Origin of the sequence: Candidatus Tumulicola sp. (genome assembly GCA_036490475.1) — a bacterium.
In the GTDB taxonomy this organism is placed as follows: Bacteria; Vulcanimicrobiota; Vulcanimicrobiia; order Vulcanimicrobiales; family Vulcanimicrobiaceae; genus Tumulicola.
Window position 1 is genome coordinate 501,445 of the sequence record DASXDT010000005.1, and the last position, 25,946, is coordinate 527,390.

The window sequence follows — 25,946 nt, forward strand, 5'->3', positions numbered from 1 at the left end:
GTGCGCACGTGACGATCGACGTCGGCTCGGTACTCGACGAACTCTCGCAGCGCCGGCAGGAGCGCGACAACGCGCCCGACGTCGCGCTGATGACCGTCGTCGCGTTCTTCGAGGACGAATCGATCGGCCGTTGGCTGCGCCCGCGCATCGCCGCCGTCGCCGCCAAGGAACCGTGTCGTGTTATTCTTCTCGACGCCACGCGCCCGGCCAATGCGAACTCCGTTTCGTCGACCGCCTCCGGCACGCAAGGGCAAGCGGCCGGCGATTGGATCGAGTTGGGCGTCGCGGATTGCTCGCCCGAATCGCTGGCATCGGCGACGTCGTCGTTGGCGCACCGCACCGCGCCGATCGCGTTGATCTGGGCGTCGTTCGATATGGCCGGCGACGAGCGCTTCGCCGCACTCGCTCCGCAGGCGCGCACGATCGTCTACAACAGTTCGGCATTGGAACGCGACGAAAACGGTTTGCAAGCGCTGTGTTCGTTCGCGCAACGCGAGACCGGCGCTGCGATTATCGATCTCGCGTACCTGCGGCTTGCCCCCTGGCAGGATGCCGTGGCGTTATTCTTCGACGCGAAAAACGTGATCCACGAGTTGTTCGATCTGCGCCGCGTTCGAATCGTCAGCGGATCGCGCGCAGAAGCCTACTATCTACTCGGCTGGCTCGCCAGCCGGCTCGAATGGACCGGGTGCGGACCGCGGCAGTTTTGCAACCGCTTCGGCACCGAAGTCGACTTTGCGATCGAAACCGGCGGCGAACGGCGACGGCTGCAGCGCGTTCGGCTCGACTCGTCGCAAACGTCGTTCGACGCCGAACTGCAGCGCGGCACGCCCGAATCGATCGAGTTGTCGGTGGCGGGCGCGGTCGAGTATCCGCGGCGATTCCGGCCGGTCACCAACATCGGCACGCCGGCCTTGATCGAACGTGCGCTCGACGCGGCCGTGCAAGACCGGGTCTTCTTAGAAACGCTATTAGCCGCGGGCAACATCTTATTGCGCGAACGAGGTACCGAATGAACGTCCCCGGAGTGCAGGTCTTTGATGATGCGGCGGGTGTAGCGCGCGCGTTAGCCGACACCATCGTGACGGCCGGTCAAGACGCAATCGCACGCAACGGCGCGTTTCGAATCGCCCTTTCGGGCGGAACGACGCCGCGCGCTGCATATGAGTTGTTGGCGCTCGAGCCGGATCGAGACGCGCTGTCCTGGAGCGACGTCTTCGTCTACTTCGGGGACGAGCGTTGCGTGCCACCGGACGACGAGCAATCGAACTATCGCATGGCCCGCAATGCATTTCTCGATCGGATCTCGATTCCACCGTCAAACGTGCACCGCATGCGCGGCGAGATCGATCCGACCCAAGCCGCAATCGAATACGCACGCACGTTGCGCGACGACATGGGAACGCCGCCGCAGTTCGATCTCATTCTTCTGGGCCTCGGTCCCGATGGCCACACGGCATCGCTCTTTCCCGGCTCGCCTCCCGACGAGGACGCACAGGCGCTGGTTCGAGCCGTGTATTCGAAGTCTCAATCGCAGTGGCGTATTACGATTACACCCGAAGTCATCAACGCCGCCCGAAAGGTCGTCTTTGCCGCCGAAGGTACGGCCAAGGCCGCCGTGCTGAAGACGGTGCTGCAAGGCCCGCGCGATCCAGAAAAGTATCCCGCACAAATCGTCGCCCCCAATTCCGGCAAGCTGGAGTGGCTGGTCGATAAAGCCGCGCTCTCGTTCTGCGGCCCCGCGGTGAGTGAAGCGTAAGGGAATTCTCCGCTCCAGGAGCTTGATGGTCGCGGGCGCCACAGCGTGAGCGTGCTGGATCGGGCGATGCGATCCGTTATTTTGCGAGCCGCAAACGATACTAGCGTTCGCAGCTTGGTGCGCCGTTACGGCATGCGCGCCGGTGCGTCACGGTTCGTGGCTGGCGAAACGGCCGACGCGTTCCTCGACGCGGCACGAAAAGCTAACCGCGACGGCTTCGCGGTCGCGTGCGGCTACCTCGGCGAGGGTGTAACGTCACCGCAAGAAGCGATGGCCGCTCGCGACACCTACTGCGGGTTGCTTAGAACGTTTTCCGATCAGCAGATCGACGCGAACGTTGCATTCAAACTCACGCACGTCGGGCTCGACATCGATCCCGAACTGGCGTATCGTCTGGCCGGAGACGTCGCGCGGACGGCGAGAGATACCGGCAACACGATTCGACTCGACATGGAGCAGTCGAGTTACGTCGATGCTACGCTTGAGGGATATCGTCGATTGCGCGACGAGTTCGGCTGCGCCGGTTTCGTATTGCAATCGTACTTGTATCGAAGCGCGAGCGATCTGCGCGATCACCTTGCGCCCGGGCCGAACGTGCGCCTGGTCAAGGGAGCCTACCTAGAGCCGCCCGATCGCGCGTACCCGCAAAAGACCGATGTCGACGCCAACCTTATCGCGTTAGCCGAAATGGCGCTATCGCATCCGGGGTACACTGCGATCGCGACGCACGACCCCGCAATCGTCGAGCGCGTCGAACGCCTCGCGCGCGAGAGGAGCCTGCCGAAACGCGGACGGTTCGAGTTTCAAATGTTGTATGGAATCGGGACACCGCTCGCCGAGCGATTGCGCGACGCCGGATATCGGGTGCGGATCGCGATCCCGTTCGGCGAACATTGGTTTCCGTATTTGATGCGCCGTCTGGCCGAACGTCCGGCCAACTTAGCGTTCTTTCTGAAAGGATCGATGGCTCGTGGCTGAGCCCTGGGGCGTCTGGGCGGCGACGCTCACGCCGATCGACACGCGTCTACAGATCGACACGACGCGAGCGACCGAGTATTATGCCGAACTGCTGGAAGCCGGCTGCGACGGTGTGAATATTCTCGGTACGACCGGCGAAGCGATGTCGTTTGGAATCGACCAGCGCATCGCGTTGATGGAAGCCGTGGCGGCGGCGCTACCGTGCGACCGCGTTATGGCCGGCACCGGCGCTGCCTCGTTGGCAGATACCATTTGCCTGACGCGCTGCGCGATCGACGCCGGCCTCCGTGCTGCGCTGATTCTGCCGCCCTTCTTCTTCCGCGATGCATCGAACGATGGAATCGTGCGTTTTTACGACGAGCTGCTCGGTGCGGTACCGCAATCGCACGGCCGCTTGCTGCTCTATAACTTTCCGAAGATGAGCGGCATCACGTTCGAACCGGCGTCGGTGCGTCGATTGTTGACTGAATTGCCCGGCGCGTTTGCCGGTCTGAAAGACAGCTCGAACGACCGAGAGCTGCAAACCGCACTGATCGCCGAGTTTCCGGCACTGCGTGTGTTTCCCGGTTCCGAGGCGTACGTGCGCGACGCCGTCGCGGGCGGAGCAGCGGGCTGCATCTCCGGCACGGTGGCGCTATGGCCCGCCTGTGCGCGACGTGCGCTACTAAGCGATCGCGCAGCTGCTGATATGCTAGTCAAAGCGCGCGACTGCTTTACCAATCTGCCGCTCATTCCGGCGATGCGACATGCCGTTACGATCGCGCGTCACGACGATGCGTGGTCGAACGCGATGCCGCCACTCGCGCCCTTGTCGGTGGCGGATAAAAAAACGCTCGAGCGCCGGCTATCGGCGCTCGAGTCGTTGGAGGTGGAGTAGCGCGCGGACGAGCGCTACGGTTTCGGGGTCGGAAGCCCCGGAACGATTGGTGGCAATGGACCCGGGTTACCCGGCAGAGCATCCTGGCCGAGTTTCTGTACTTTCACGCCGTTATCGGTAAGGATGGTTCCCTCGACGCGCTGGATCTCGACGACCGCCTTGTTTAAATCGGTCTGCGCCTGCAGTTCGCGCCCGCGATTTTGCAGCAGCTCCACCTGACGTTGCAAGACTAAGAAGGTCGTTGAGGCACCGCTTTTATACTTGCGCCGCTCGCTAGCATAAACCAGTTCGGATGCTTCGCGTGCGACGCGTGCCGCGTGTAGGCGCGAGAGGGCCGACTGATAGGTCTGAAGAGCGTTACGCGCGTCGTAGCCAATCCGGGCGCTGACACCCGCTGCATAGATCGCTGCCTGACGCTGCTCCTCGACTGCGGTTCCTTTCAGCCCCTTCGCGTAATCGTTGTTGAGCGGAAAGCTGATAGTCACGCCGATATTAAACGTTGGGAACTCGACGCTCCACATATTGTGGTACGCTTGCGCCATCTTGCCCTGCGTATCCGGCGGCGGAGTCGGGCAGGCCGCAATGGCTCCCCCTACTACGGTCGTACAATTTCCCGCTATAAACCCCGGCGCAGGCTGCAGTATGCCGGCAAAGCCGTTACTCTCGAAGGTAACCGCAGCATCGGCCTGTGGAAGAGCCTGGTTTTTCGCAAACTTGAAGTCGATGTCGGCTTGCTTGTACCGATCGAGGGACTGTTGGATTTCAGGACGATTTCGCACAGCGGTCTGCACGACGGTTTGTAAAGTGGGCGCCGCAGGAAGCTGCTCCACTTGGGATGTGGGGAGCAGGTTAGCTTCCCAGATTTTATCGCCGGCATCAGTTACGACCAGGCTTTTCAGTTGATTCTGCAGTTCAGCAACGGTTTGCAGCGCGGAATAGACACTGTCCTGAAAGGTCGCTACCTGCGTTGCGGCCTCTGTTGCGTCGATGGGTGCGGTGGCCCCTCGTTTTGCTAACCGTACTATGCTATGCTGCTGTGTTACTGCGTCCCTTAGCGCTTCTTCCTGAATCGCGACGTTGCGCCATGCCGACACCAGATTCCAGTAAGCGTTAGAAACCTGAGCGATCGTATCAGACGCGCTTACTAGGGCCGCCTGCGAACTACTATCGCCGTTAATAAGCGCCAGTTGCAACTGCCGCTTGCCAGCATTCATTCCCGCGTTACGCAAAAGCGGCTGCGTCACGGAGAGGTTCAGTGAAGCGAGATAAAAGGGATTAAATTCATTGAACAGTGTGTTGTTGTAGGTTCTTGTCTGTTGAATGCCGGCAGTGTATTGCGTTCCGTTAACTGATTGACCACCCAGACCATAACTAAAGGAACTTTGATGTTGGATGACGTCTCCCGGGCCCGAAGTATATAAATATTGCGGGGGCGCTTCCTGATTAACGTACCTTCCTACATCGCCGGGACCCGCATCGAAGAGATTGAGCGGTGGCGAAACGCTGTAGCTCGACGTCGGCTGCACTTGAAGCTTTACATCGAATGCGCCGCGCGCTTCGACAACCTGGTACGCCGAGATCCGCGCGTTCGATGCGGAGATCGCAAGATTCGGATTCTTAGCTAACGCCATACCGATTGCATCTTGCAGCGTGATGCCGACGAACGGCTGCTGCGTGACCCCGATGATATTCGCCGTATCTTGATGCACCTCGGGAGCGAGATAGCCCGGCGCGATCGTCGGCGCGTTCGGTAACACCGGAGAAGGCACGGCGGTCGGCATCGGCGCGTGCGTCGGTAGCGTCTCGGTCACGGGATTCACCGGCACGATTTGTGCCGATGCCTGCGTGAACGGAACGCCGGCGGCGGTTAACGCCACCAACGCAACGAGTGCCCAAAGCCTCCGAGTCCGAACGGTCATACCTTTATTCTCCTACCGGGCCGCCTAAGCGCGGCTTGTTGAGCAACAATACGAGTGGTGCGAGTGATATCGTGAGAATCGCGACCCAACGCGACGTATCGGCGTACGACTGCACGGCAGCCTGTGACGATACAATTCCGCCCAGCGCTACCAGCGCCGGCTTCGAAACCTGCTGGCCGTGGCGCTGCAGGTACTGCGCGGTCGGTGCGTGCTGCAGCGTCTGCGTTCCTGCCAATTCGCTTTGATGCACGGTGAAACCGCGCACCAGAATAGTGACTAAAATCGCCGTTGCGACGCTACCACCGATCTGCCGCGATAGATTGAAAAATGCCGACGTCGCGGGCACTTCTTTATCCGGTACGCCGCCCAAGACCGCGATCGACAACGGCACGAAGATTTGCGACAAACCGATGCCACTGATGATCAAGGATGCGATAAACGTCGGGAACTGCGATTCGGGCGTTGTTACGCCGGCCAACATCCAGTTGGATACCGCCAGTAGCACGAACCCGATCGCGGTAGAAATGCGCACGTCGACGATACCGCGGCCGGCCAGCGCCGCCGTCAGCGGCGTGAACAGCATCACGGCTCCGGCTCGCACCAAAATCGTCAGGCCCGACAGCGTCGCGGTGAACCCTAACGAGTTCTGTAGATACTGAGGCAAGACGAGAATCGAACCATACAAACTGACGCCGAGAACCGCTCCCAAAATGCTGCCCGCGGCCACTTGTCGTAAGCGCAGAACTTGCAGATCGACGACCGGAATCTTCGAGCGCAGCGTCCACCACACGAACGCGGCCAAGCCGACGATCGACGTTACCGTGCCTAAGCGAATATTTCCATCGTCGAACCAGTCGTATTGCTGGCCTTGCTCGAGCACGTATTGCATCGATCCGAGGCCGATCGCCAGCAACAGCAAGCCGACCCAGTCGAGCTTTTTGTATGAGGGTTCGACCGGATTTCGCAAGTAATTCCAGATCAGCGTTGCGGCCACGATTCCGACCGGCAAGTTGATGAAAAAGATCCAATGCCAGCTAAAGTTGTCGGTGATCCAGCCACCCATCACCGGACCGAGTGCAGGCCCTACGATGACACCCATTGCGAAGATGCCCTGCGCCGTTCCCTGCTCGCGCAACGTATACGTGTCGCGCAGAATCGCCTGCGAAGTGGCGATCAAACCGCCGCCGCCCAAACCTTGGATGATGCGCCAGAACACCAACTGGCCGAAGCTGTGCGAGAAGCCGCACATCAGCGAAGCGAACGTGAACAGGATGATCGACCAGAAGAAATATTGCCGGCGTCCGAAGCGTAGCGCCAGCCACGGCGTGATCGGAATCACCACGACGTTGGCGATGATGTAGCCGGTGACGATCCACGCGCTTAGATCGATCGCGATGCCGAAATTTCCCTGAATATTCGGCAACGCGACGTTGACGATCGTAGTGTCGATGATCTCCAGCAAGGTTGCGGCGATCACCGCAACGCTCACGATGGCCCTGCGCAGGCCGTGCTCGACGACCACGCTTTGCATCATTGTCTGAAAACTCCGCTACTTTGTCTTAACGAAGGTCTCGACGCTCATGCCCGGTCGAAGCGGATGGTCCGTACTTTGATCGTCGATCGAGATACGAACGGGAATGCGTTGGGTGACCTTGACGAAGTTGCCGGTGGCGTTTTGCGCCGGAACCAGCGCGTAGGTATTTTGCGATGCCGGGTTGATCGAAATGACGTGACCATGAAATGTTTGACCGCCGTACGCGTCGACCTTGATATCGACCGGCTGTCCAACTCGCATGCTGCCCATCTGCGTTTCTTTGAAGTTGGCAGTGATGTAGATGCGGTGCGGAATCAGCGTCATCAACGTCGATCCGGCCGCGACCGTCTGACCGACTTCGGCGTTCTTCTCACCGACGTAGCCGTCGATCGCCGCGTACACACGCGTATACGTTAGATTCTGTTTGGCGAGATCGAGCTGCGCTTTGGCCGACTCCACTTGGCTCGGGTCGGCGGCTTGCGCCAGTTTGCCTTGCGCGGTCGTCACGCCGCCTTGCGCCGCCCCGATCGTCGCATTCGATGCGTTGACACGTTCTTGCGCCGCCGAAAGGTTCGCTTGCGCGACCGAGATTTGATCGCGTGCACCGCGGAACTGCGCCGACGCTTGGGCGTACGCCGCGCGAGCCGTATCCATGTTCTGGCTCGGCTCGTCGCCGGACGCCACCAGCGATTGCGTGCGTGCGAAATCCGCTTGCGCCTTATCGAACGCTGCTTGCGCGGCAGGCAATTGCGCATCGCTCACTTGCAACTGCGCCGATGCCTGCGAAACGCCGGCTTGGGCCACGGGCACTTGTGCCTGATTGGTAACGAGTTCGCCCTGCGCTTGCGCGACGCCGCCGCGCCCTTGCAGCGTCGTCGTGCGTTGATTGGCGATCGCCAAATCGTACTGCGCCTGCGCCTGTTTGAGGCGCGCGATTTCATCTTTGTTGTCGAGCACGATCAGCAACTGTCCGTGCTTAACCTCTTGATTGGTGTCGACTAGAATCTGATTGATCTTCTCGTTGATGCGGCTGGTGACGGCCACAGCATCGGCATCGACGCGCGCGTCGTCGGTTCCCTGATGGGCCAGCATATACGACAGCCACGGGATACCGAACCACAACGCAGCAACCAACACCACTACGCCGAGGACTCCGAAGATCACTCGCTTCGGCGGTCCGCCGAGTTTTTGCGTGTCGGTATCATCCGTTGTAGCCGGGGCTCTTCCGGCCGGCGTAGCCGGGCCGGCCGCGACCGGCTGTTTCGGTTCGGCGGTGCCGTTCGGCGCCTTTGGGGCGACGGTTCTTTGATCGGCTTCGCGCGTATCCATTATCTGCTTCGTACTCCATTGAGAAAGACGTTGACGTAAAATCCCACCGCGGCTTCGTCGCTGCCGCTGTATAGTTCGGACTTGGGAAACTTCTTGCGGGCCAGCCCATGCATGAACACTAACCCCATAAAAACGTGCGCCAGTTTCTTGGGATCGCCGGCAACCGCGCCGCTATCGATTCGCCGCTGCATAAACTCCTCGACGACCGCAAGGATCGCCAGTTGCGGGCGCCACGCGGTTTCTGCGAAGATCGAGGCTTCCTCGTAATCCATCTCGACCAGCGACCAGCGTATCATATCCATCTGCGACTCCATGCGTGCCAGCATGGCGCAACCAAGCGTCCGCAAATCCTCTTCGATGGCTCCATGTAGCTGCGCGACCATGCCGCGCAACACGTCTAGGCCGCAAAAATGTTGAGCGACCGCAACGATCAGCGCTTCCTTCGTGCGAAAATGGCGGAACAGCGTGGCTTCGTTCACACCGGCAACTTCGGCGATCTCGCGCGTCGTTGCGCCGCGTTTTCCCTTGCGACCGATAACTTCGCGAGCTGCCAGCAGCATGCGTTCGCGGGTATCTTCCGGCGATTTGGCTTCGCCCGCAGCGCGCCGAGTCTCGATCACGGGCTCGCTTCCGGCGCTACCGCGACGTTCGTTTGATACGCATCGTACGACGCGTCGGCAACGGCATGGACGTGCGGAATCTGAATATCCGCGTGTTGCTGCGAGGGAACCCAATAACCGGCTTGACGCGCATATTGCTGCGTCATCGTGATCTTACCCCCGCTGGTGTAATACCACTCCATCCGTATCAACGCGAAGCTAGCCGAATCGACATACGCCAGCGTATGGTCGAGGATGTCGCTGTGAATCCGCTTCGTTAACCGCAACACGTAGGTATTGCGTCCGCTAACAACCGTAACTCCATCCAGCGAAATTTTTTGGTCGCGCTCCCAGGCTGCGGCATCGCCGACATCGTCGAACAACTTCTGGAAGCCTTTGGCGTAACTCGGCACGCGATCGAAGACGACCTCGTAGGTGTCGGGACGCTTGTAGTACGACGTTCCATCGAGCTTTGGAGCGAAAAACGGAAAACTGAGCATACGCACGTCGACGTGCACCCGCGCTTTATACGATTGCAAGGACGGATTGCGGTCGATCATATGCTGCAGGACCGTACGAGCGTCGGGTGTGACGCTCGACGCAACGGTCACCGACTGTGCGTGCGCGGCCGTCGCCACGCAACTCGCGGCAAACAACGCCGCCATCGCTACCATCCGCCTGCGAAACTTCATGCCGCCTCCCGCGTAACGATCGGAAAGATTCTATCCAATGCCATGCCCTCAAGCGTCGCTCGCACCTCGGGTCGATCGATGGCCAGGGTCAGATCGACGCCCTTGGCTCGTGCCCGCCGCAGCAGCTCGATCAACGAGCGCACGCCCGCAATATCGAGTTCGGTTATGCCGTCTAAATCGAGTACCACGTGCCGAACGCCGTCGGCCGCCGCCGCTGCAATCGCGCGTTCGGTCTCCGGATATTGCCCCAAACGGTAGGGGATCACGGTTTCCTCCAAGGTGCTCCAGTTGCTCCGTTCATCGTGCAAGTACGTACTTGCACGCAGAGTGTACTCCATACCGAAGCCTAATGCAAGTACTTGCACGCACTTGAGGCGAAGGCTAGAACCATGACTTCCGGCAAGCGTTCGACCGGCTCGAACTGGCTGGCAGACTTGGCAAGCGACGCGGGGCTCGAACGGTCCTCGATCGTCGTTGGCCGGCTCGATGTGCCAGAAGCGTGGCACAACCTCAACCCGAACCGTTCTACCTATCCGGCCAGCATGATCAAGACGCCGCTGGTCGCTGCTTGCCTCCTCGAGATCGCTGCGGGGCGCTTCTCCTTAAACGATCGGGTCATGATCGTCGAGACGAACATGACCGCCAACGATAGCGATTCACCCCTCGTGCCTGGCTACGAAGCGACCGTCGACGAGCTGATGCGCCTAGCCATCGACCGCTCCGATAACGTTGCCACCAACCAGCTCTTTGATCTGGTCGGACGCGAACGCGCGACCGCTCTGGCTCGCGGGTTGGGGCTCGAGCACACCCGCTTCTCGCGAAAAGTCTCGGGAAGCGAACCGCTGATCCACGATCCCGAATGGGACGGTTCGGAACGCAACGCGCACCCAGCCGGCGACGCGGCGCTCCTGTTTGCAAAAATCGATGCCGATGGGTTCGCCGGCGCCGCCGTGTTACGCGGCTATCTTTGGGCCCAAGTTTGGAACGACAAGCTCAGCCTCGGACTGTCCGCGGGTGACGGGTTCGCACATAAGACGGGCGATACCGACGAAGTGACGCACGACGGCGGCATTCTTTCTACACCTGATGGCAAGCGTTACGTCCTCGTTGCCTACGCCGAGATGCCGTCGAACGAGGGCAACAACGCCGCGTTCGGCCGGTTCATGCGCGCGTTGCGCCCGCAGTTGTAAGGCGCAGGTATAAAAAGGAGAGGCGGCGCAAACGCGCCGCCTCTCCATAGAGGTCGTCGATCGACTTACTTAAGCTGAGGACCGAACGTTCCAAACAGCATCACACCGATACCGCTCATCTGGTCGTAGCCCGGCATCGCCGAGTACACACCAATCGTTCCCTGCGTGATGTCGCGGAAGTAGACCTTCTTGCCCGTTCCGTAACCGAGTTTACCCCATGCCTTGTACATCGTGGGGTTCAGATAACCGGCACGCGACTTGTTCATTTGGTTCACTGCCGTGATACCGGCGCCGAAAATCGGCGATGCCAGCGACGTTCCACCGATCGGACCTTGGAAGCGTCCGTTGTAGTACAGGGACGTTCCAGTGTTCGGGTCGGCGTCGAACGCAACGTCGGGCAGGTTGCGGCCGCCCTTGATGACGTTCGTTACGCCCTTCTGGTAGCTCGGAACTTTGAAGATGACCGAAACACCGCCGCCGGTTCCGCTCCAACCGACCTCGCTGGTCTCTTGACCGGTGGTGTGGTCGACGTCTTCGGTGGTGCCACCGATCGAAACGTTATGCGGGGTGTCCGTCGGCGTGCCGACCGACACTTCGTAACTGCAGCCGTACGTGTAAACGCCGTAATCACCCGACGACGCGTGGAACGTGATGCCCTCGGCAGCGCCCTGCTCGAAGATCTTGTCCGCGGCCTTCGGAAAGCTCAGAACGAACGCGGTTTCGCATTCACTATAGCTGGTGTTGAGCGTTCCGACCTTGTTGTCTTGGACTGCCTGATTGTACATATCGGTGAAGTAGCGCAGATCCGGTTCGCCGGGAACGGTGTACACATACAACGCCGTGTCCGGGTCGATACCCACGATCGTCTCAACGTCCAGTTCTGTCTCGACCGAGTCTTGCGTCAGTCCCGGCGGTGCGCCGCCGTCGACCGCGACGCGAGTCGTCGGCACCTTCTGCTTCTCATCGAAGTACGCCAGAAAGCCGGTCAAGTCGCTGTCGAGGAAGTCGGCATCGCCCACCACGCCGGTCGCCTGACCCTTACCCGTCATCTTAGCGGGAAAGTTATACGAAATCCGATAGACGCCAGGGCCGTAGCCACGGTCCGGTCCGAAGAGCGGCGGCGTCTTCTTGTTCGGCGACACTTGTGCTTTGGGTAGCGCACTCTGGAGGCGGTTCGTCGGGAATCTGTATTGCGGGTGCATCGTATGCGCGCTATCGAGGCCGACGACCTGATACACGGTCCGTGCGAGTTGCGCGGGAATCGTTTCAGCCTTCGTGTTGATATAGCGCGCGGCGCCGTCCGACAGACGCACGTCATGAATTTCGGTCGAGAAATATTTCTCTGCGGTCGGCGCGGGTGCACTGGCGTCGATCACGGTACGGTTAGCGAACTGATGCGTGACCGTAAAGCCCGCGTCTTGCAGTTGCTTAACCGTCGCCGCGTATTGATCGGGCGTCGGTCCGAATTGCTTGACGAACTGTTGTTGTGTCAAGAAGTGATGGTACATTCCGGAGGCGGGATCGCCTTGATCCTCGACCAGCTTATCCAGCTTGGCGTCGTTGTTATATTTGAGAACGACCGCCAGATGAACCGTGGTCTCCGACGTCGCTCGACCCGTGTCGACAAACGATTCGGTGTTGCTGGGCGAACGCAACCCGTTCGGGCTCGTACCGCCGGATGGCGAGAATCCTGAATTCGCGCCAGAGCATGCCGACAGCATTCCGCCTATTACGACGGCGCTGAGGGCCCGGGCTGAGAGATCGTGCAAACGCATTCGCGTGCTCCTCATGTCAAGTGCGACAGTGCGCCGGGTTAGCGGCGATAGGGAGGGCAGTCCATGTCGGCACGAGCCTTAGCCGGCACATACGTGTCGACCACATAGACGCTCGTGACCACCATGTCGTAACCGGTGCTATCGTCGTGAATCGTAGCGACCCCGAGTGGAAGGGTTCCGGTGAAGCTTTCACCGGTGTGGACTTGCGCGGTGGCACCGTACGGTTTGTTCGTACCGGCCCATCCTTTGAAAACGGCGACGACGTAGCGATTTGGGGTTGGTGCACTTGCGAACACGTAGGTCGTGCACCGAGTAGTCGCGGCGCCGGTAGGTTCATTGGGAATGTACCAGAGCGTCCATTTGTTTGGCCCAGCGCCGGCGCAACCGGCAAAACAAAAGGACAGGGCCAACGCAAGTAGTAGCCTTCCGGCGGGCCGGAAGTCATTCATCGATGCTTCTCCCTTTTTTGCTGCCGCCATCGAAGCTAGGCGGCCTAGAGCGGACGCTGGGCAGTTTCATTGATGTAGGTCATCACACCTCCCCTCGCAGCGGCGCCCGCACGCCCGAAACATGCTAAATAAATTATGAGCCTAAACAATTCGATTCCGCCCGGGGCGCCGCCGGCGCAAGCAATCTTCCAGCGCGCTGAGCGCGCATGGGAGAGCCGCGCCGTTCCGGCATTCGTGTCCTTCGAATTGCCGTGCGCGGACACGTTTTTAGCGGATCGATGTCCGACTGGATCGCACGCACAATTCGTGGTGCGCATGTCCGATGGGAAGACCTTCGCGCGCGCCGTCCCGAGCGGAGCGATCTTAATGCGCGGTGGCTACATACTCGGGCCGGCCGGAACACCGATCGGTTTTTTTCGCAGTATCGTAGGCACCGCTGGAACAGCGTTTGCCGCCGCCGCGGCACCGCCGAATTTGGCACCCGATCCGTTTGCTCCGCCCTCGATCGCAACGGTCGTCTCGACCGGGCGCGCGTACGATGCGACGCTTCAGGGCGTCGAAATGCTCGAGGGAGGGCCCGCATACCATTTGACGCTGCGTCCGCTCGGAGATCCGCAACGGCTGCCGCTGCGGGATGTGTGGGTCGACGTGCGGTCCTTCGAAGTCGACGCGCTAACGTACGCGCGCAAAGCGAACGAAGACGCGCCGCAAGGTACCGTTCATTACGAGTTCGCTCCGGTTGGACGGCAACCGTATTGGGCGGTCGCTCGTATTGCAGCCGAACTGCCTATCGGTCGTGATGCACCCATAGCGCGGCCCCAGGCAACGCTCGAAAACGTTACGCTTCCGGCTACGGAACCAGCGTGGATGTTCGATCCAGGGCTACAACCTTAAGACGTACCCTCGGTGCGCGCGTCGGGTAGCGAGTCCGACACCATCAACGTCCACGGATGTCCCTCGTGATGGTCGGCCGGAAATTGTTCGTTCGTGCTGAGCGTACGCCGATGACCACACAGCGTACAGCCATATTCCCCAGCCACCCGAACCGATTCACCAGCAGTACCGAAGACTTCAGCCATGCCTACCTCCTAAAGAAAACAACGTTGAAGCCTTACCCAACTATTGTGCGTGCGAACGGCGAGCGATCGAATTCGCGTAACAGCGCACGCGGATCGGCGTACACGGCACGCGCGCCGCTTAACTCCGAAGCCGCCCAGCCACCGCACTCGACAGCGACGGCAACGACTCCGCCTTTCTGTGCGGCTTCCACATCGTACGGTGTATCGCCCAAAAAGACCGCGCGACCGGCAGTCGTTTTTGCTATATGCAGTGCGGCAATTACTATGTCGGCGTCGGGCTTCGAGCGATCCGCATCGTCGGATGTGGTGGCAGCGTCGATCTCGTCCTCTAGACCGGTCGCGCACAGAATCGACTGCAGTTCGCTTCGTTTCGCCGACGTCGCGACGACGCGCCGGATACCGAGCGAACCGAATCGCTCGAGCAACTCCAACGCTCCCGCGGTCGGACGTAAGCGATCGACGCCGGCGAGGAAGATATGCGTCCGCCGCTCGCCAATTGCCTTGCCCGTTCCGGAGTCATCGCGAAGCGCATCGTCGACGCGTCGTAAAATCTTGTCACCGCCCATTCCAATCCACGAGCGCAGCCGTTCTAACGGAACGTCGTAACCAAACTCGGAAAGCGCTATGCGCCACGCCGTCGCGTGCGCTCCATTGCTTTCGACCAGCGTGCCGTCGACGTCTAACAGCACGACTTCGACCGAGCCGTTCGTGTCTACGCTCCGCGTCGTTGTTCGACGACGTTCGATGCAGCCGATTGCGGAAGCAGCGTCGCGGCGAACTGCAACGGATCGTACGCGGATACCGGATCGACATCGTCCACGACGCCGCTGCGCCGCGCCGCACGCAACGCCTCGATCGCTTCGGGCAGCGCGAACTGCTCGCCGACGACCGTTGCGACAAAACGTCCTCCGCGAATTTCGCCGCGCGCTTCCATCCGGCGCAGCGAGAGCAGCACGTCGCGCCAACGCGGCGAGATCGATTCGCGCGCGGTAACGTCGCGAAACACGATGCCCCAGCGGTCGAGCAGTCTGCGTGCGAACGCTTCCGGGTCGATCGTTTCGGACGAAGCCTGTAACCGTGTCCAACGGCCGCTCGACGAACGCGGCCGCGCGCGCAAACCTTTTTCACCCAAACGACGCTTGGCATCAATCAGCGAACGCAGCGCATCGAAGCCGTCGGCCGTTACCAAACCCGCAGCCACCAATTGCCACAACGCTTCCTCAACCTCGGCGGGCAGACGCCGGCACTCGCTCACGATTTCGGCAAAGAACGGCGCGCCGCGACGTTCGATGGCGACGAGCACTTGCCGCGAGCACTCGGATAAACCATCCAGCGAATACTCGCCGCGCACGATCAGCGACCCGGCCGAACTACGGACGAACAATGATACCGGCGCGAGCTTCGTCGGCCGCACGCGGCGGCGTCGATCTTCGTCCTCATCGGCTTGCAATGCGGGGTGCGGCGAAATGCGGCCCCACATCACGTCGCCCGAATAACAAAGACGATCTAAGAACTCCGGCTTGTAGCCGGCGATGCGACGCGGCAAAATCTGCGACTCCCACGCAGCCGCAGGTATTTCGTATCCTTCGAGCTGTTTGATAACCGCCAACGTGCCGTCGATACCGTGCAGACGCGTCCCGGCGGCCGCATGCTGCCAGCGATACAGAAAGCGCGCGAATTCGGACGCCGTCGCCGGTTCGATCTCGCGCCGTAGGCGACCGATGGTCAAACGATGGATGCGCGCGAGTACGCGCCGGTTACACCATTCTTGATCGCCGGTGCCGCGGAAGCTGCCTCGAAGCACTTGTCCTTGCGATTCGAGCCGCAGCATCGCTGACGAAACGGCGTCGACCGGCGACGCTAGCCGTTCGCCCATTTCCGCAACGGTCACCGGACCGCTGCACTCCAACCAACCGCGCACCACTTCGGTGAACGCGGCTGCTTCGTCGTCGGGAAGCGGCATGCCGTCGACGGCCGCCATCGGCGGAGCCGTCTCGGTAACGCCGAACGCGAGGCGTACGAGCGTCAACCGTTCGGCGCACGTCCAGAACGGTTTCCCGCCGATCGTCACGAGGGCCGCACGATGTTGTAACTGCAGTTCATCGTACCACGCTTGCCACTGCGCGACGGGCGGTAGCACGATCAATGTCGACAAAGCATCGTGCAGTTCTTCGGCGTCGCGCACAACCGGCCAGGACTCTTCGGCCACGGTAGCGATCGCTGCGCGATCCAGAATGCCGGCACCGTCGCCGTCGTCGCGCGAAAACCGTCGCAACGTCACGGCGCGCGTACGACGCTCCTCGAGGGGTGCGTCGTCGAGATATGCGAACGGGTTCGCGTTGAGAATCTCGTGGCAGAAGGCCGATGGTTCGGCCGTATCGATCGCGACCGTTTCGATGGTTCCGGCTTCGATATCGCGCAAGATCTCGACGAGCCCGTCGATATCCATCGCTTCGTGTAAACAGTTGCCGATGGTTTCGCGCACCAACACGTGATCGGGAATGCGGATCGGTCCGGTTAAATTTTCAGGACACGCGGCCTGGTCGGGAAAGACCGAGGCCAGCAGATCGGCCGCCCGCATACGCAGCAGTTGCGGCGGGACCTTCCGGCCGCCCCTCATGCGCGCGATCGTCAATGCGCGCACGGCGTTCCAGCGCCACCGCGCTTCGAACATCGGCGCGGGCAGCAACGCCTGCGTCAATACCGTTTCGACGCTGGACGATTTGAGGAACTCGAACACCGCATCGAGCGGAAAGGCATGCTGCTCGGCCAGCGAAATCACGATGCCGTTATCGGTCGCCGCCGCTTGTAATTCAAAATTAAACCCGACGCAGAAGCGCTTCCGTAACGCCAGGCCCCATGCGCGATTCACGCGCGCGCCGAATGGAGCGTGCAGAATCAACTGCATTCCGCCGGCCTCGTCGAAAAACCGCTCCGCGACCACACGGCGACAGGTCGGGATCGCGCCGAGACCGGCTTTACCCGCGCGAATATAGGCTACGATTTGTTCTGCGCCCGGCCGGTCCGCCGCGCATTGCGTCATCAGGAGCTCGATGGCTTCGGCATCGTTCCGCGCGTCGATATCGTCGCGCAACGCGCCGACTTCGCGCGAAAGTTCGATCGTTCGACCCAGTCCTTCGCCGTTCCAAAACGGAATCGTGGGCGGCGACCCGTGCGCGTCCTCTACTCGCACCACGCCATTCTCGACGCGCCGAATCTTCCAAGAATTCGTTCCGAGTAAGAAGATATCACCGGCCATGCTTTCTATTGCGAAATCTTCGTCGAGCGATCCAACGATTTGCCCTTCGGGCTCGGCGATCACCGTGTAGTTCGCATTATCGGGAATCGCGCCGCCGCAGGTGATCGCGAACAACCGGGCGCCGCGACGGGCTCGAAGCATACCGTTGACGCGGTCGTGGTGCAAGAACGTTCCGCTGCGACCGCGGGCGGTCGTAATGCCGTCGGCGACGAGCGAAACCACCGCGTCGAAATCGCCCCGCGTCAAGTCGTGGTACGAATACGTCGATCGAAAGCGGTCGTACAAATCCGTTGCGCTCCATTCGTGGGACGCGCACGCGGCCACAATTTGTTGCGCCAAGATGTCCATGGCCGGCGGCGGAATTTCGAGCGCATCCATTTCGCCCGAACGAAGCGCGCGCACCAACGCCATGCATTCCAATAACTCGTCGCGAGTGGTCGCATACAAGATGCCGCGGGGCGTCGCTCCAACCCAGTGGCCCGAACGTCCGATGCGTTGCAGCGCCGTGGCGATCGAGCGCGGCGTGCCCAGTTGCACGACGACGTCGACCGTGCCGATATCGATGCCGAGCTCCAGCGATGCGGTGGCGACGACGGCGCGAATCGAGCCTTCTTTCAGACGGTTCTCGGCCTCGAAGCGCGCCTCGCGCGAGAGGCTCCCGTGATGCGGGAGCACGATGCCTTCACCCAATCGTTCGGTGAGCGCGAACGCGACGCGCTCGCTCATGCGACGAGTTGGAACGAAGACGAGGGTGGTTCGGTACGTGCGAACCGTTTCGGCCACGCGATCGTAAATTTCGGCCCACATCTCGCCGCTGGCGACCGCACCCAGTTCGTCGCTAGGGACGGCGATCGACAGTTCCATGTCGCGGCGGTTACCGACGTTGACGATCTTCGTTCGATCTCCGAGAAACGCTCCGATCGTCTCGATCGGTGAAACGGTCGCGGAGAGTCCGATGCGCTGTGGTCGCGGGCCGCCGGTTTGCGCAACCAACTCGTCGAGACGCGCGAGCGTCAGCATCAAATGCGCGCCACGTTTGCTGTTCGCGACGGCATGAATTTCGTCGACGATGACCGCGGTGACGCCGGTGAGCAGAGCGCGCGAACGCTCGGCCGTAAGCAGAATAAAGAGCGACTCCGGCGTCGTTACCAGCACGTGCGGCGGCTTGGTCAACATCTGCCGGCGCTGCGCGGCGGTCGTGTCGCCGGTTCGTACGGCTGTACGGATCGGCTGGAGCGCGATCCCGGCGGCCTGTGCTGCGGCCGTCAGTTCGCTCAGTGGCAGTTCGAGATTTTTGCGGACGTCGTTCGTTAGCGCTTTGAGCGGCGACACGTACACGATCAGGGTACGGTCGGGTAGCGTTCTGGCTTCTGCCTTGCGAATTAAACCGTCGAGACTGGTCAGAAACGCTGCTAACGTTTTACCCGAGCCGGTGGGCGCGGCGAGCAGCAAATCGCCACCGGTGGCGATCGCGGGCCATGCTTGGATCTGCGGTTCGGTCGGTCGTTGGAAACGATCGCGAAACCAGCCGTCGACCAGCGGATGAAACGACTCCGTCATAGGCGTACTCGCTTCAACCCGTCGCCGGCCGAGGGTGTTGCGCTACGTTTTCGGTGACGGTGTCGGCGCGGGCGTAGGGGTGGGTGTCGGCGTGGGTGTTGGCGTTGGCGTCGGTGTCGGTGTCGGCATCGGCGTCGGCGACGGCGTCGGCGTCGGCACCAAGCTCACGACGGCACCGACGGGCTCATTCAAGCCGCTGCCCACGACCCTTTTGTGCGCTCCGCCGGCCGGATACGTGAAAAACGCGGCGTTGGCTTTGCACGAGTCCGCGCCGATCAGCGTCGTTCTCTTCTCGATGAAGAACTGCGCAATGTCGCAAGTACCCAGCAAATCCGTCGTGCCGATGACCGTTCCGCCCGATCCGCTGTTCTGAATCTGATAGACGGCGCCCTCAGTCGGCGCGTATTCTTGATCGCCGACGGCGATATTAGCCTCGGTCCAAATGACGCTGCCGGGCCAGTTGATTGTCGTGTTGATCGTAACCGGCGTGTACGTCCAGCTGCCTTTGTGAAGCTCGGCTAGCTCGAACGTGAAATAGCTGCCGTTGCCTAACCCATCGACGAAAATATTGCCCTTGTCGTCGTAACTCAAAAAAAACGACTGCCAGAAGAGCGGGTTCGGATAGGTCGTTGGTTTTCCAGCGGCCTTTTTATAGATCGAAACGCTGCCGCCGTAAAAGCTGGTATCGAACGCGTTCGAAACGGCGAGGTCGCCGGTCCGCGGATTAATCGCGCATGCAACTGGATATTCGCCCGCATCGTTGAGCGTCGCTACCGGCGTCGTCCCGCCGTGCGGGTATTCGATGACATTCGACGCCTGCGTGTTGGTGATGAAGACGTCGCCCGCACCGTCAAGGCACTCCCCCTGCGGTTGGTTGAACCCGGTCAACGTACCGGCTTGCACGCCCTGCGGAAACGTGTACACCTGCACGTCGTTCGTTCCAATATCCGAAATATACATGAGCCTTTGACGCACGACGTTGGGGCGCATCCAAGCGCTTCCCCGGTCCGGGTGAACGGTCGACTTGCGGGACGGTATAAGCAGGGCGCTTCGACCACGGATCGCGAGCGATTCGCCGTTGCCGCTCGCTACGGCCGCGTTCTGCTGCGGTGCGCCGCAGCCGGTGACAAATAATACAACGACGGCCAGGATACTGTATCGGCTCATGCGACGAACCTTCGCTCGGAAAACAGAGGTCGCCGAACCATTTGAGTAGCCGGCCACAACCTCCTAGGAAACGAAAAAGTGGGAGGACGGCGGACCGTCCTCCCACTGCTGACCTTCCCTACGATTCTACCCGCGGCAGAACGTGAGCGCGGTCGTGCTTATTGCTTGGAACGCGGAGCGTAGGCGGCGCCTTCGGGCTGTAAGCTCACCGAAAGACCGCTGGTGACGCTCGACGTGTAGGTCAGCGCCGTTCCGCTGTACTTGTAGAGGTCGACTGCGCCGGTGGAGATGTTGGCCGCAGCAAACGCCTTACCGGTTTTGTTCAGATGACCGAAGACCGCTGCGCCGTGCAGCGCGAGCGGGCCGGCGACCTTCGTGCACTTCGGATTGCAACCGCTGTACACGTACATTGCCGTCGCATTGAGGTCGAGCGAAACCAGGTTACCCTTGGAATCGATGTCCAGACCACCGAACGAGCCGTTCAAGAATCCAGTGGTGGCGGCGCCGGCACCTTTGCACTTGGCGAAGTACGTCAACGTCGCTGTGCCGCCTGAATTGATCGCCGAGGCCCAGCAGTTGCCCTTGTTATCCATGGCAACGCCCGCGACTTCGTACATGTTCGCGTTGGTCAGGTTGGTCGTGCAACCTTTCTTGATCGTGCAGAGCGTGATGCTGCCCGGGTCGCCGGATCCGCTCGGCCCAAAGATGTTGCCGACTGCGATCGTGCCGGTTGCGGCGTTTGCGCTTGAGGCGTCGGCCGGTTGCCCATCGTTATCCGCGATTGTTCCGATCACGCTGCCGCAGTTCGGGGCGAAGACGATAACCGAGCGGCTGCCGCCGTCGGGATCGATCACGTTGCCCTTGCCGTCCGCGGCGATGCCGTTAATGTAGCTAACGCCGTCGATCGTACAGGTCGGCGAACCTTTTCCGCTGGCCTTGTAGCCGAAGACCTCGCTACCGTAGAACTCGCTCGCGTACAGACCGGCTTTTGCGCCGCCCTTCCCGAGAGGAGCGATCTTGCCGAGAACGGACCCGGGGGTCTTGATCTGCATCGATGCAGGAATCAGGCTATACACGCCATGGGCTTGAGCCTGGCGCGCCATTGACGTCGCCGAGCCGCCGCCGGCGCTTGGTGCGACCTGGGATCCGCCGCTGCAGCCCGCCAGAATCGCTGCGGCCGCAGTGACGCCTAAGGCGTACTTGACCGTGTTGGAAATCCTCATTAGTGAAACTCCCCTTTTCGTTCATGAAAGGTTGGACTTCATGGTTTTTGGGATCGAGGTCGAGAGACTGTCGCCTCGCGTGGGCCACAAATGCTACCACGGTCATCGAATCCCTGCGCACCGTTGCGTAAATGTTTTGTAAGGACGTGTAAAGAGCCGGTATCGTGGCGGACGGTGAATAAGCGGGCGTTCTCTCGTCCTACAGGCCCGTACGGCCGGCTCGCACGGGTCGCTTCCGCAGCCGCTCCTGTCGCTGCGCGTTCGAACGTTTTCGTTACAAACCGTCGGCGTGTCAGCGCGGCTTTGACTGGTGTAGCCAGACCCGGTTGCCGTCCGGGTCCGCAAAGCCTGAAATGAAGCAAACCGGCGTTTCAAACGGCTCCGACGTTTCGACATCGTGCTTGGCCAGCGCGGCGCGAGCGGAAGTCATGTCGGCAACTTCCAACGCCAGCGAACCGGCCGTTCCCGGCGTTCCGGCTTGCTCGAAATTGCCAATGCCGAACGTCGCGCCCGCTACGTCGAACTCGACCCAAAACGGCGACTCTAGCCCGGACTTCTGCAATCCGACGACGTCGGCATAAAAGTGGACGGCGCGTTCCATATCGCCGACCGGATACATCACAAAAGCGATCGCTGTAGATTCCATTCTTGCCACCTTTCAAACCGGAGTAGTGGGCGAAACCCGAACCGCAGCCTCGAACTGCAGGCGAAAGGTTTGCGGATCCAACGTCGTTTGCGCCGCAATGCGCTCGACCTGCGGCGAATCGAGGTCTTCGGCTTCGAGCCGCACCATGTTGTCGCGCGCAACACGATAGGCTTCGGTCGTTACATCGACGAGGCGCGTCCGGATGCGGCCGGTCTGCGGATCGATCAGCTCTTCCAGCCGCATGGGTTCGACACGTCCACCGCGCAGAGCGATGAGCGCGCCGCTGCCGCCGTCGAGTAAATAGCGCACCGCGCCATATCCGAGCGTTCGCGTGTAGTCGAGATCGAATGGAACCGGTTTGGCACAGCGCAATTCGTAGCCGACGTCTTTTGCCGTGACCGTTGTGTCGACGCCGAGCTCGGTCAAGCGTTTTCGGACGCCGTCCCGCAAAACGGGACCGATCGGAATGTCGGCCAAACGCACGTGCCCGAATGCGTCCCGCTCGACGCCGTCGAGCGAGGAGAGGCTTTCCAGCGACAACCGTTCGGCGACGCCCTCGGCGACGATCGCCACGCCGTCGAGCCGTCCCAGCGCGCGTTGCTTGACGATCGAGCCGACGATCGTGTCGATTGCAAGCCCGACATCCGCGTTGGGTGGAAACTCCTCCGGAATGACGGCTAGGGTGGCTCCGGCGGCCTTGCACATGCCCAATGCCAACGCCCCGGATTTGCGCCCCATGCTCACGACGAGATACCAGCGGCTGGTGGTCATCGCGTCCTCGATGAGGCTCTCGACGATCTCGGTGCCGACCGAGCGTGCCGTTTCGAAACCGAACGTCGGCGCGTTGTCGGGTAGCGGTAAATCGTTGTCGATCGTTTTCGGCACCGTCGCAATTCCGAGCGTCGAGCCGGCAGCCTCAGCAATCTTGGTTGCGCCGTATGTCGTGTCGTCGCCGCCGATGCACACGAGATATCGCAGATCGAGCGCTCGTATACCGGCGATACAGCGTTCCAGCGATGCGGCGTCTTTCGCCGGATTGGTGCGTGACGTACGCAGTAACGATCCGCCGCTGTAGCGGATGCGCGCGATGTCGTCGTCGTCGATCTCACGGGTCAGCACGGGCGTACCGGCGGCGAGATCGCGATATCCATCGTAGATCCCGACGACTCGCAGTCCGCATTTTATCGCCTCGCGGGCTGCGGCTGCAATAACACCGTTGATGCCGGGTGCGGGACCGCCGCCGACCAAGATTCCAAGGTTCATCGCACGATCGTCCGCACGACGCTCGCCAGCTCGTGTAAATCCGGCAACACCGCAGTCGCGAGCGCGGGATCCTCATGCGAGCGATTCCGATCGATCCAGACGCGCGGTATGCCTGCGCGATGCGCCGGAACGATATCGTGAAACCAACTGCACGCTACATGCATCCACGGACTATCGCCGATCGTTTCGCGAAATCGGAAAAAGTGCCCCGGCGCGGGCTTGTAGCTTCGCACGTTTTGAGCGGTCACGACCCGGTCGATCGGAACCCCAAGTTCGCCTGCGGTCAATGCAAACAGGTCGTCGTCGCAATTCGTTAGGATCGCTAACGACCAACCGTCAGCTCGCAGTTGCTGCAGCGCTTCGACCGCATCGTCGAAGACCGGCAGTGACGCCCACGAATCGGTCAGCGCGGTCGCCGAATGGATCGTGTCGTCGGTTTCGGCGATCGCTCGCTCGAGCGCCATACGTGTCACCTCGCGATACGGACGGTAGGTCTCGGCTTCGAGGGCCGCCTCGTGCCGGTGAAATGCCTTCACGACCGCATCGGGCTTCGACGCGCCGCTCGCCGTGAGAGTCGCACGAAATCCGCGTTCCCAGTCGATCAGCGTACCGAAACAATCGAACGACGCCCAACGTTCTCGCACGAACACGGAGCGACGCTTCGGGGTCGCGGCAAGTGCTCCCGCGCAGGGGCTTCGACCGCAGCGCGCCAAGTTTAGGAGAGCCTAATATGTTGTGTTGGTTTCGCCTAATCACGCGCATCACGATACTGGCGCTCGCGGTCCTCGCCGCGGGCGTTTTTCTACCGCAGCGCGCGCTGGCAGATGCCGACGAGCAACCCGGAGCGACTACGTCGGCGCTCGGCATGCAGCCCATTCAAGGGCCGGTTCCGAGAGCGACGCCGGCACCCGGAGAATCTGCTACGTTCCGGCGATCCGATGGCGCCTATCAAGCGCGACCGGATGGATACGGGCGAACCAAAGTGTTTCACATCGTCGAACGCGCCGCGCCGTGGGAGATTTCGCCCGGTCTTACCGTTATGGCGAATACGTATAACGGCGTCGTTCCCGGTCCGGCGCTGGTGGTCGACCAAGGCGATACCGTCGTGATCGATTACCTCAACGATGACGCGACGCCGGATACCATCCATCTACACGGCATTCACGACATTCCGGTTTCGATGGACGGCGTCGGAGGTATCTCGCAACCGTTGGTACGTCCCGGACAACGATACGAATACCGATTCGTCGCCGATACACCCGGCACGTTCATCTATCATACGCACGACGACGAAGCGATGCTGAACTCCGGATTGTACGGGGCGATTATCGTACGCCCCGCGCATCCGCTGCCGGCCGAACGCAATCTCGGACACGATTTTCTCGAGATGATCTCGTCCTGGCAAATTCAGAGTTCGGCCGAAAACGTCTTCACGCTCAACGGCAAACAATTTCCGGCGACGCAAACCCTCGACGTGCATAAAGGCGAACGCTTTCGCATTCGCTGGATCAATATCTCGGGCGAAGAGTTCCATACCATGCATACGCACGGGCATTATCAACACCTCGTCGCGCGCGACGCGCAGCCGGTTCACGACGACGATATGGAAGATACGGTTCTGCTCGGACCGGGCCAGCGCATCGACGTCGTGGTCGACGCCAATGCCGATCCCGGAACGTGGCTGATCCATTGTCACGTTGCCGACCACATCGAAGGCGCCGACGGCATGCCGGCCGGATTGATTACCGCCATCCACTACATCGGAACGCCGAATACGCTGACGTCGATGTATCGCGCGATGAAACCGGTCACGAAAGCGAGCGCTCCGCGCGCGTTGAGTTTTTCGTTGACGCTGTTACTCGGCGCGATCGCCGGCTTCACGATTTTCCTCGGCTTACCGATCGCTCGTGCGCGCAAGGTGTCGCCGCAAACGGTGGCGGTACTGAACGCGCTGGCGATCGGCATTCTTCTCTATTTAGTCGTCGAGATCGCGACCAACGCCATCGCTCCGATCAGCAGCGGCATTTCGTCGTGGAAGGCCGGAACCACGCATTTTCCGCTCGCCGCCATATCGGTCTTCATTGCCGGCCTCCTGATTGGCTTGGTCGGCTTGGGAAGCGTTGCGACTACCTTCGCGCGGCGCGCTTCCGCGCACGCCGACAATCCGATGGTGTTGTCGGCCATCATCGCCATCGGTGTCGGCGCTCACAACTTTGGTGAAGGCCTTGCCATCGGCGCATCCGCAGCATCCGGCGCCACCGCAATCGCGGTTGCGTTGATCGTCGGGTTCGCACTGCACAACGCCACCGAAGGCTTCGGCGTTGCCGCACCCATGGTCGGCCGTTTCGTGCCGTCGTGGTCGCAAATCGCACTGGCCGGTCTGATTGCCGGCGGTCCCACGTTCTTAGGAACAGCTGTCGGATATGCATTTTACTCGCCGCTATTGAGCGTTCTCTTCTTAGCGATCGCCGTCGGAGCGCTCGTATTCGTTATCGGCGAATTATGGTCGGTGCTGCGCAAGACCGGTCTGACGCCGCTGGTGACGATCGCGGTGTCGGCCGGGTTCGTCGTCGCCATGGCAACCGAGCTATTCCTCGATTTCAATAACGGCTAAACTCGCGAGTCCGTATAACTCCATACGGCCTTCA

The 25,946-nt window shown here is 61.1% G+C and carries 23 protein-coding genes; 7 read left to right on the forward strand and 16 right to left on the reverse strand.

From position 1 onward, the window contains the following. The first annotated feature begins 8 nt into the window (after positions 1-8). The 4 genes from VGF98_05955 to VGF98_05970 are packed head-to-tail and all read left to right on the forward strand — an operon-like array spanning position 9 to position 3,614. Positions 9-1,016: a glucose-6-phosphate dehydrogenase assembly protein OpcA gene (locus tag VGF98_05955; GenBank protein HEY1681156.1), complete on the forward strand. Its 1,008-nt coding sequence runs from the start codon at positions 9-11 to the stop codon at positions 1,014-1,016. Next, positions 1,013-1,759, forward strand: coding sequence for a 6-phosphogluconolactonase (pgl, locus tag VGF98_05960; protein HEY1681157.1), 747 nt, complete (start codon positions 1,013-1,015; stop codon positions 1,757-1,759). Before VGF98_05955 ends, pgl begins: the two co-directional genes overlap by 4 nt. 45 nt (positions 1,760-1,804) lie before the next feature. Further along, positions 1,805-2,737: a proline dehydrogenase family protein gene (locus tag VGF98_05965; GenBank protein ID HEY1681158.1), complete on the forward strand. Its 933-nt coding sequence runs from the start codon at positions 1,805-1,807 to the stop codon at positions 2,735-2,737. Then, positions 2,730-3,614, forward strand: a complete 885-nt coding sequence (locus VGF98_05970) for a dihydrodipicolinate synthase family protein (protein ID HEY1681159.1) — start codon at positions 2,730-2,732, stop codon at positions 3,612-3,614. Before VGF98_05965 ends, VGF98_05970 begins: the two co-directional genes overlap by 8 nt. Positions 3,615-3,628: 14 nt before the next feature. Here VGF98_05970 and VGF98_05975 read toward each other — a convergent pair whose 3' ends face one another. From VGF98_05975 to VGF98_06000, 6 genes are all read right to left on the reverse strand, one after another. Next, positions 3,629-5,383 (reverse strand): TolC family protein, encoded by a 1,755-nt coding sequence (locus tag VGF98_05975; GenBank protein ID HEY1681160.1) that lies wholly within the window; start codon positions 5,381-5,383, stop codon positions 3,629-3,631. A 154-nt stretch (positions 5,384-5,537) separates the two neighbouring features. Then, positions 5,538-7,067 (reverse strand): DHA2 family efflux MFS transporter permease subunit, encoded by a 1,530-nt coding sequence (locus tag VGF98_05980; GenBank protein HEY1681161.1) that lies wholly within the window; start codon positions 7,065-7,067, stop codon positions 5,538-5,540. Between the two features lie 15 nt (positions 7,068-7,082). Then, positions 7,083-8,396 (reverse strand): HlyD family secretion protein, encoded by a 1,314-nt coding sequence (locus VGF98_05985; GenBank protein HEY1681162.1) that lies wholly within the window; start codon positions 8,394-8,396, stop codon positions 7,083-7,085. Further along, positions 8,396-9,016 (reverse strand): TetR/AcrR family transcriptional regulator, encoded by a 621-nt coding sequence (locus tag VGF98_05990; protein ID HEY1681163.1) that lies wholly within the window; start codon positions 9,014-9,016, stop codon positions 8,396-8,398. The genes VGF98_05985 and VGF98_05990 overlap by 1 nt, the downstream gene beginning before the upstream one ends. Continuing rightward, positions 9,013-9,687: a hypothetical protein gene (locus VGF98_05995; GenBank protein ID HEY1681164.1), complete on the reverse strand. Its 675-nt coding sequence runs from the start codon at positions 9,685-9,687 to the stop codon at positions 9,013-9,015. The genes VGF98_05990 and VGF98_05995 overlap by 4 nt, the downstream gene beginning before the upstream one ends. Next, the gene (locus VGF98_06000) at positions 9,684-9,953 is read right to left on the reverse strand and encodes an STAS domain-containing protein (GenBank protein HEY1681165.1); all 270 of its coding nucleotides are present in this window, start codon (positions 9,951-9,953) and stop codon (positions 9,684-9,686) included. Before VGF98_06000 ends, VGF98_05995 begins: the two co-directional genes overlap by 4 nt. Before the next feature lie 123 nt (positions 9,954-10,076). Between VGF98_06000 and VGF98_06005 the strand changes: the two genes are divergently transcribed. Further along, positions 10,077-10,877 (forward strand): serine hydrolase, encoded by an 801-nt coding sequence (locus VGF98_06005; protein HEY1681166.1) that lies wholly within the window; start codon positions 10,077-10,079, stop codon positions 10,875-10,877. A gap of 65 nt (positions 10,878-10,942) precedes the next feature. Here the strand turns inward: VGF98_06005 and VGF98_06010 are convergent, their stop codons facing one another. Next, the gene (locus VGF98_06010) at positions 10,943-12,667 is read right to left on the reverse strand and encodes a S53 family peptidase (GenBank protein ID HEY1681167.1); all 1,725 of its coding nucleotides are present in this window, start codon (positions 12,665-12,667) and stop codon (positions 10,943-10,945) included. Positions 12,668-12,690: 23 nt separating this feature from the next. Next, positions 12,691-13,101 carry a hypothetical protein gene (locus tag VGF98_06015; protein HEY1681168.1) on the reverse strand — a complete coding sequence of 137 codons (411 nt, stop codon included), beginning with the start codon at positions 13,099-13,101 and terminating at the stop codon, positions 12,691-12,693. A 135-nt stretch (positions 13,102-13,236) separates the two neighbouring features. Here VGF98_06015 and VGF98_06020 point away from each other — a divergent pair, with 135 nt between their 5' ends. Then, complete coding sequence (locus tag VGF98_06020) at positions 13,237-13,995, forward strand: hypothetical protein (protein ID HEY1681169.1); 759 nt, start codon at positions 13,237-13,239, stop codon at positions 13,993-13,995. On the opposite strand, the gene VGF98_06025 is transcribed toward VGF98_06020, so the two are convergent. The 8 genes from VGF98_06025 to VGF98_06060 all read right to left on the reverse strand — a co-directional run bounded on the left by VGF98_06025 (position 13,992) and on the right by VGF98_06060 (position 23,948). Further along, a complete protein-coding gene (locus VGF98_06025; GenBank protein HEY1681170.1) occupies positions 13,992-14,180 on the reverse strand; it encodes a hypothetical protein in 189 nt (62 codons plus the stop codon). The two genes, VGF98_06020 and VGF98_06025, sit on opposite strands and share 4 nt — an antisense overlap. Positions 14,181-14,212: 32 nt before the next feature. Beyond that, the gene (locus VGF98_06030; protein HEY1681171.1) at positions 14,213-14,869 is read right to left on the reverse strand and encodes an HAD family hydrolase; all 657 of its coding nucleotides are present in this window, start codon (positions 14,867-14,869) and stop codon (positions 14,213-14,215) included. A gap of 23 nt (positions 14,870-14,892) precedes the next feature. Then, on the reverse strand, positions 14,893-18,999 hold the full coding sequence (locus VGF98_06035; GenBank protein HEY1681172.1) for a DEAD/DEAH box helicase: 4,107 nt from the start codon (positions 18,997-18,999) through the stop codon (positions 14,893-14,895). Between the two features lie 42 nt (positions 19,000-19,041). Further along, positions 19,042-20,166: a hypothetical protein gene (locus VGF98_06040; protein ID HEY1681173.1), complete on the reverse strand. Its 1,125-nt coding sequence runs from the start codon at positions 20,164-20,166 to the stop codon at positions 19,042-19,044. Between the two features lie 158 nt (positions 20,167-20,324). Continuing rightward, positions 20,325-21,389, reverse strand: a complete 1,065-nt coding sequence (locus VGF98_06045) for a hypothetical protein (protein HEY1681174.1) — start codon at positions 21,387-21,389, stop codon at positions 20,325-20,327. 292 nt (positions 21,390-21,681) lie between these two features. Beyond that, positions 21,682-22,035, reverse strand: a complete 354-nt coding sequence (locus VGF98_06050) for a VOC family protein (GenBank protein HEY1681175.1) — start codon at positions 22,033-22,035, stop codon at positions 21,682-21,684. 12 nt (positions 22,036-22,047) lie between these two features. Further along, positions 22,048-23,298: a 6-phosphofructokinase gene (locus tag VGF98_06055; protein HEY1681176.1), complete on the reverse strand. Its 1,251-nt coding sequence runs from the start codon at positions 23,296-23,298 to the stop codon at positions 22,048-22,050. Further along, complete coding sequence (locus tag VGF98_06060) at positions 23,295-23,948, reverse strand: HAD family hydrolase (GenBank protein HEY1681177.1); 654 nt, start codon at positions 23,946-23,948, stop codon at positions 23,295-23,297. Before VGF98_06060 ends, VGF98_06055 begins: the two co-directional genes overlap by 4 nt. Positions 23,949-24,028: 80 nt before the next feature. Here VGF98_06060 and VGF98_06065 point away from each other — a divergent pair, with 80 nt between their 5' ends. After that, positions 24,029-25,912 carry a multicopper oxidase domain-containing protein gene (locus tag VGF98_06065; protein HEY1681178.1) on the forward strand — a complete coding sequence of 628 codons (1,884 nt, stop codon included), beginning with the start codon at positions 24,029-24,031 and terminating at the stop codon, positions 25,910-25,912. The last annotated feature ends 34 nt before the right edge of the window (positions 25,913-25,946 follow it).

Coding starts and splice junctions, on each gene's coding strand:
- VGF98_06035 (HEY1681172.1), bottom strand. CDS start 18,999: ATGACGGAGTCGTTTCATCCGCTGGTCGACGGCTGGTTTCGCGATCGT.
- VGF98_06020 (HEY1681169.1), top strand. CDS start 13,237: ATGAGCCTAAACAATTCGATTCCGCCCGGGGCGCCGCCGGCGCAAGCA.
- pgl (HEY1681157.1), top strand. CDS start 1,013: ATGAACGTCCCCGGAGTGCAGGTCTTTGATGATGCGGCGGGTGTAGCG.
- VGF98_05980 (HEY1681161.1), bottom strand. CDS start 7,067: ATGATGCAAAGCGTGGTCGTCGAGCACGGCCTGCGCAGGGCCATCGTG.
- VGF98_06025 (HEY1681170.1), bottom strand. CDS start 14,180: ATGGCTGAAGTCTTCGGTACTGCTGGTGAATCGGTTCGGGTGGCTGGG.
- VGF98_06005 (HEY1681166.1), top strand. CDS start 10,077: ATGACTTCCGGCAAGCGTTCGACCGGCTCGAACTGGCTGGCAGACTTG.
- VGF98_06015 (HEY1681168.1), bottom strand. CDS start 13,101: ATGAATGACTTCCGGCCCGCCGGAAGGCTACTACTTGCGTTGGCCCTG.
- VGF98_05995 (HEY1681164.1), bottom strand. CDS start 9,687: ATGAAGTTTCGCAGGCGGATGGTAGCGATGGCGGCGTTGTTTGCCGCG.
- VGF98_06010 (HEY1681167.1), bottom strand. CDS start 12,667: ATGAGGAGCACGCGAATGCGTTTGCACGATCTCTCAGCCCGGGCCCTC.
- VGF98_06045 (HEY1681174.1), bottom strand. CDS start 21,389: ATGAGGATTTCCAACACGGTCAAGTACGCCTTAGGCGTCACTGCGGCC.
- VGF98_06065 (HEY1681178.1), top strand. CDS start 24,029: ATGTTGTGTTGGTTTCGCCTAATCACGCGCATCACGATACTGGCGCTC.
- VGF98_06050 (HEY1681175.1), bottom strand. CDS start 22,035: ATGGAATCTACAGCGATCGCTTTTGTGATGTATCCGGTCGGCGATATG.
- VGF98_06055 (HEY1681176.1), bottom strand. CDS start 23,298: ATGAACCTTGGAATCTTGGTCGGCGGCGGTCCCGCACCCGGCATCAAC.
- VGF98_05985 (HEY1681162.1), bottom strand. CDS start 8,396: ATGGATACGCGCGAAGCCGATCAAAGAACCGTCGCCCCAAAGGCGCCG.
- VGF98_06040 (HEY1681173.1), bottom strand. CDS start 20,166: ATGAGCCGATACAGTATCCTGGCCGTCGTTGTATTATTTGTCACCGGC.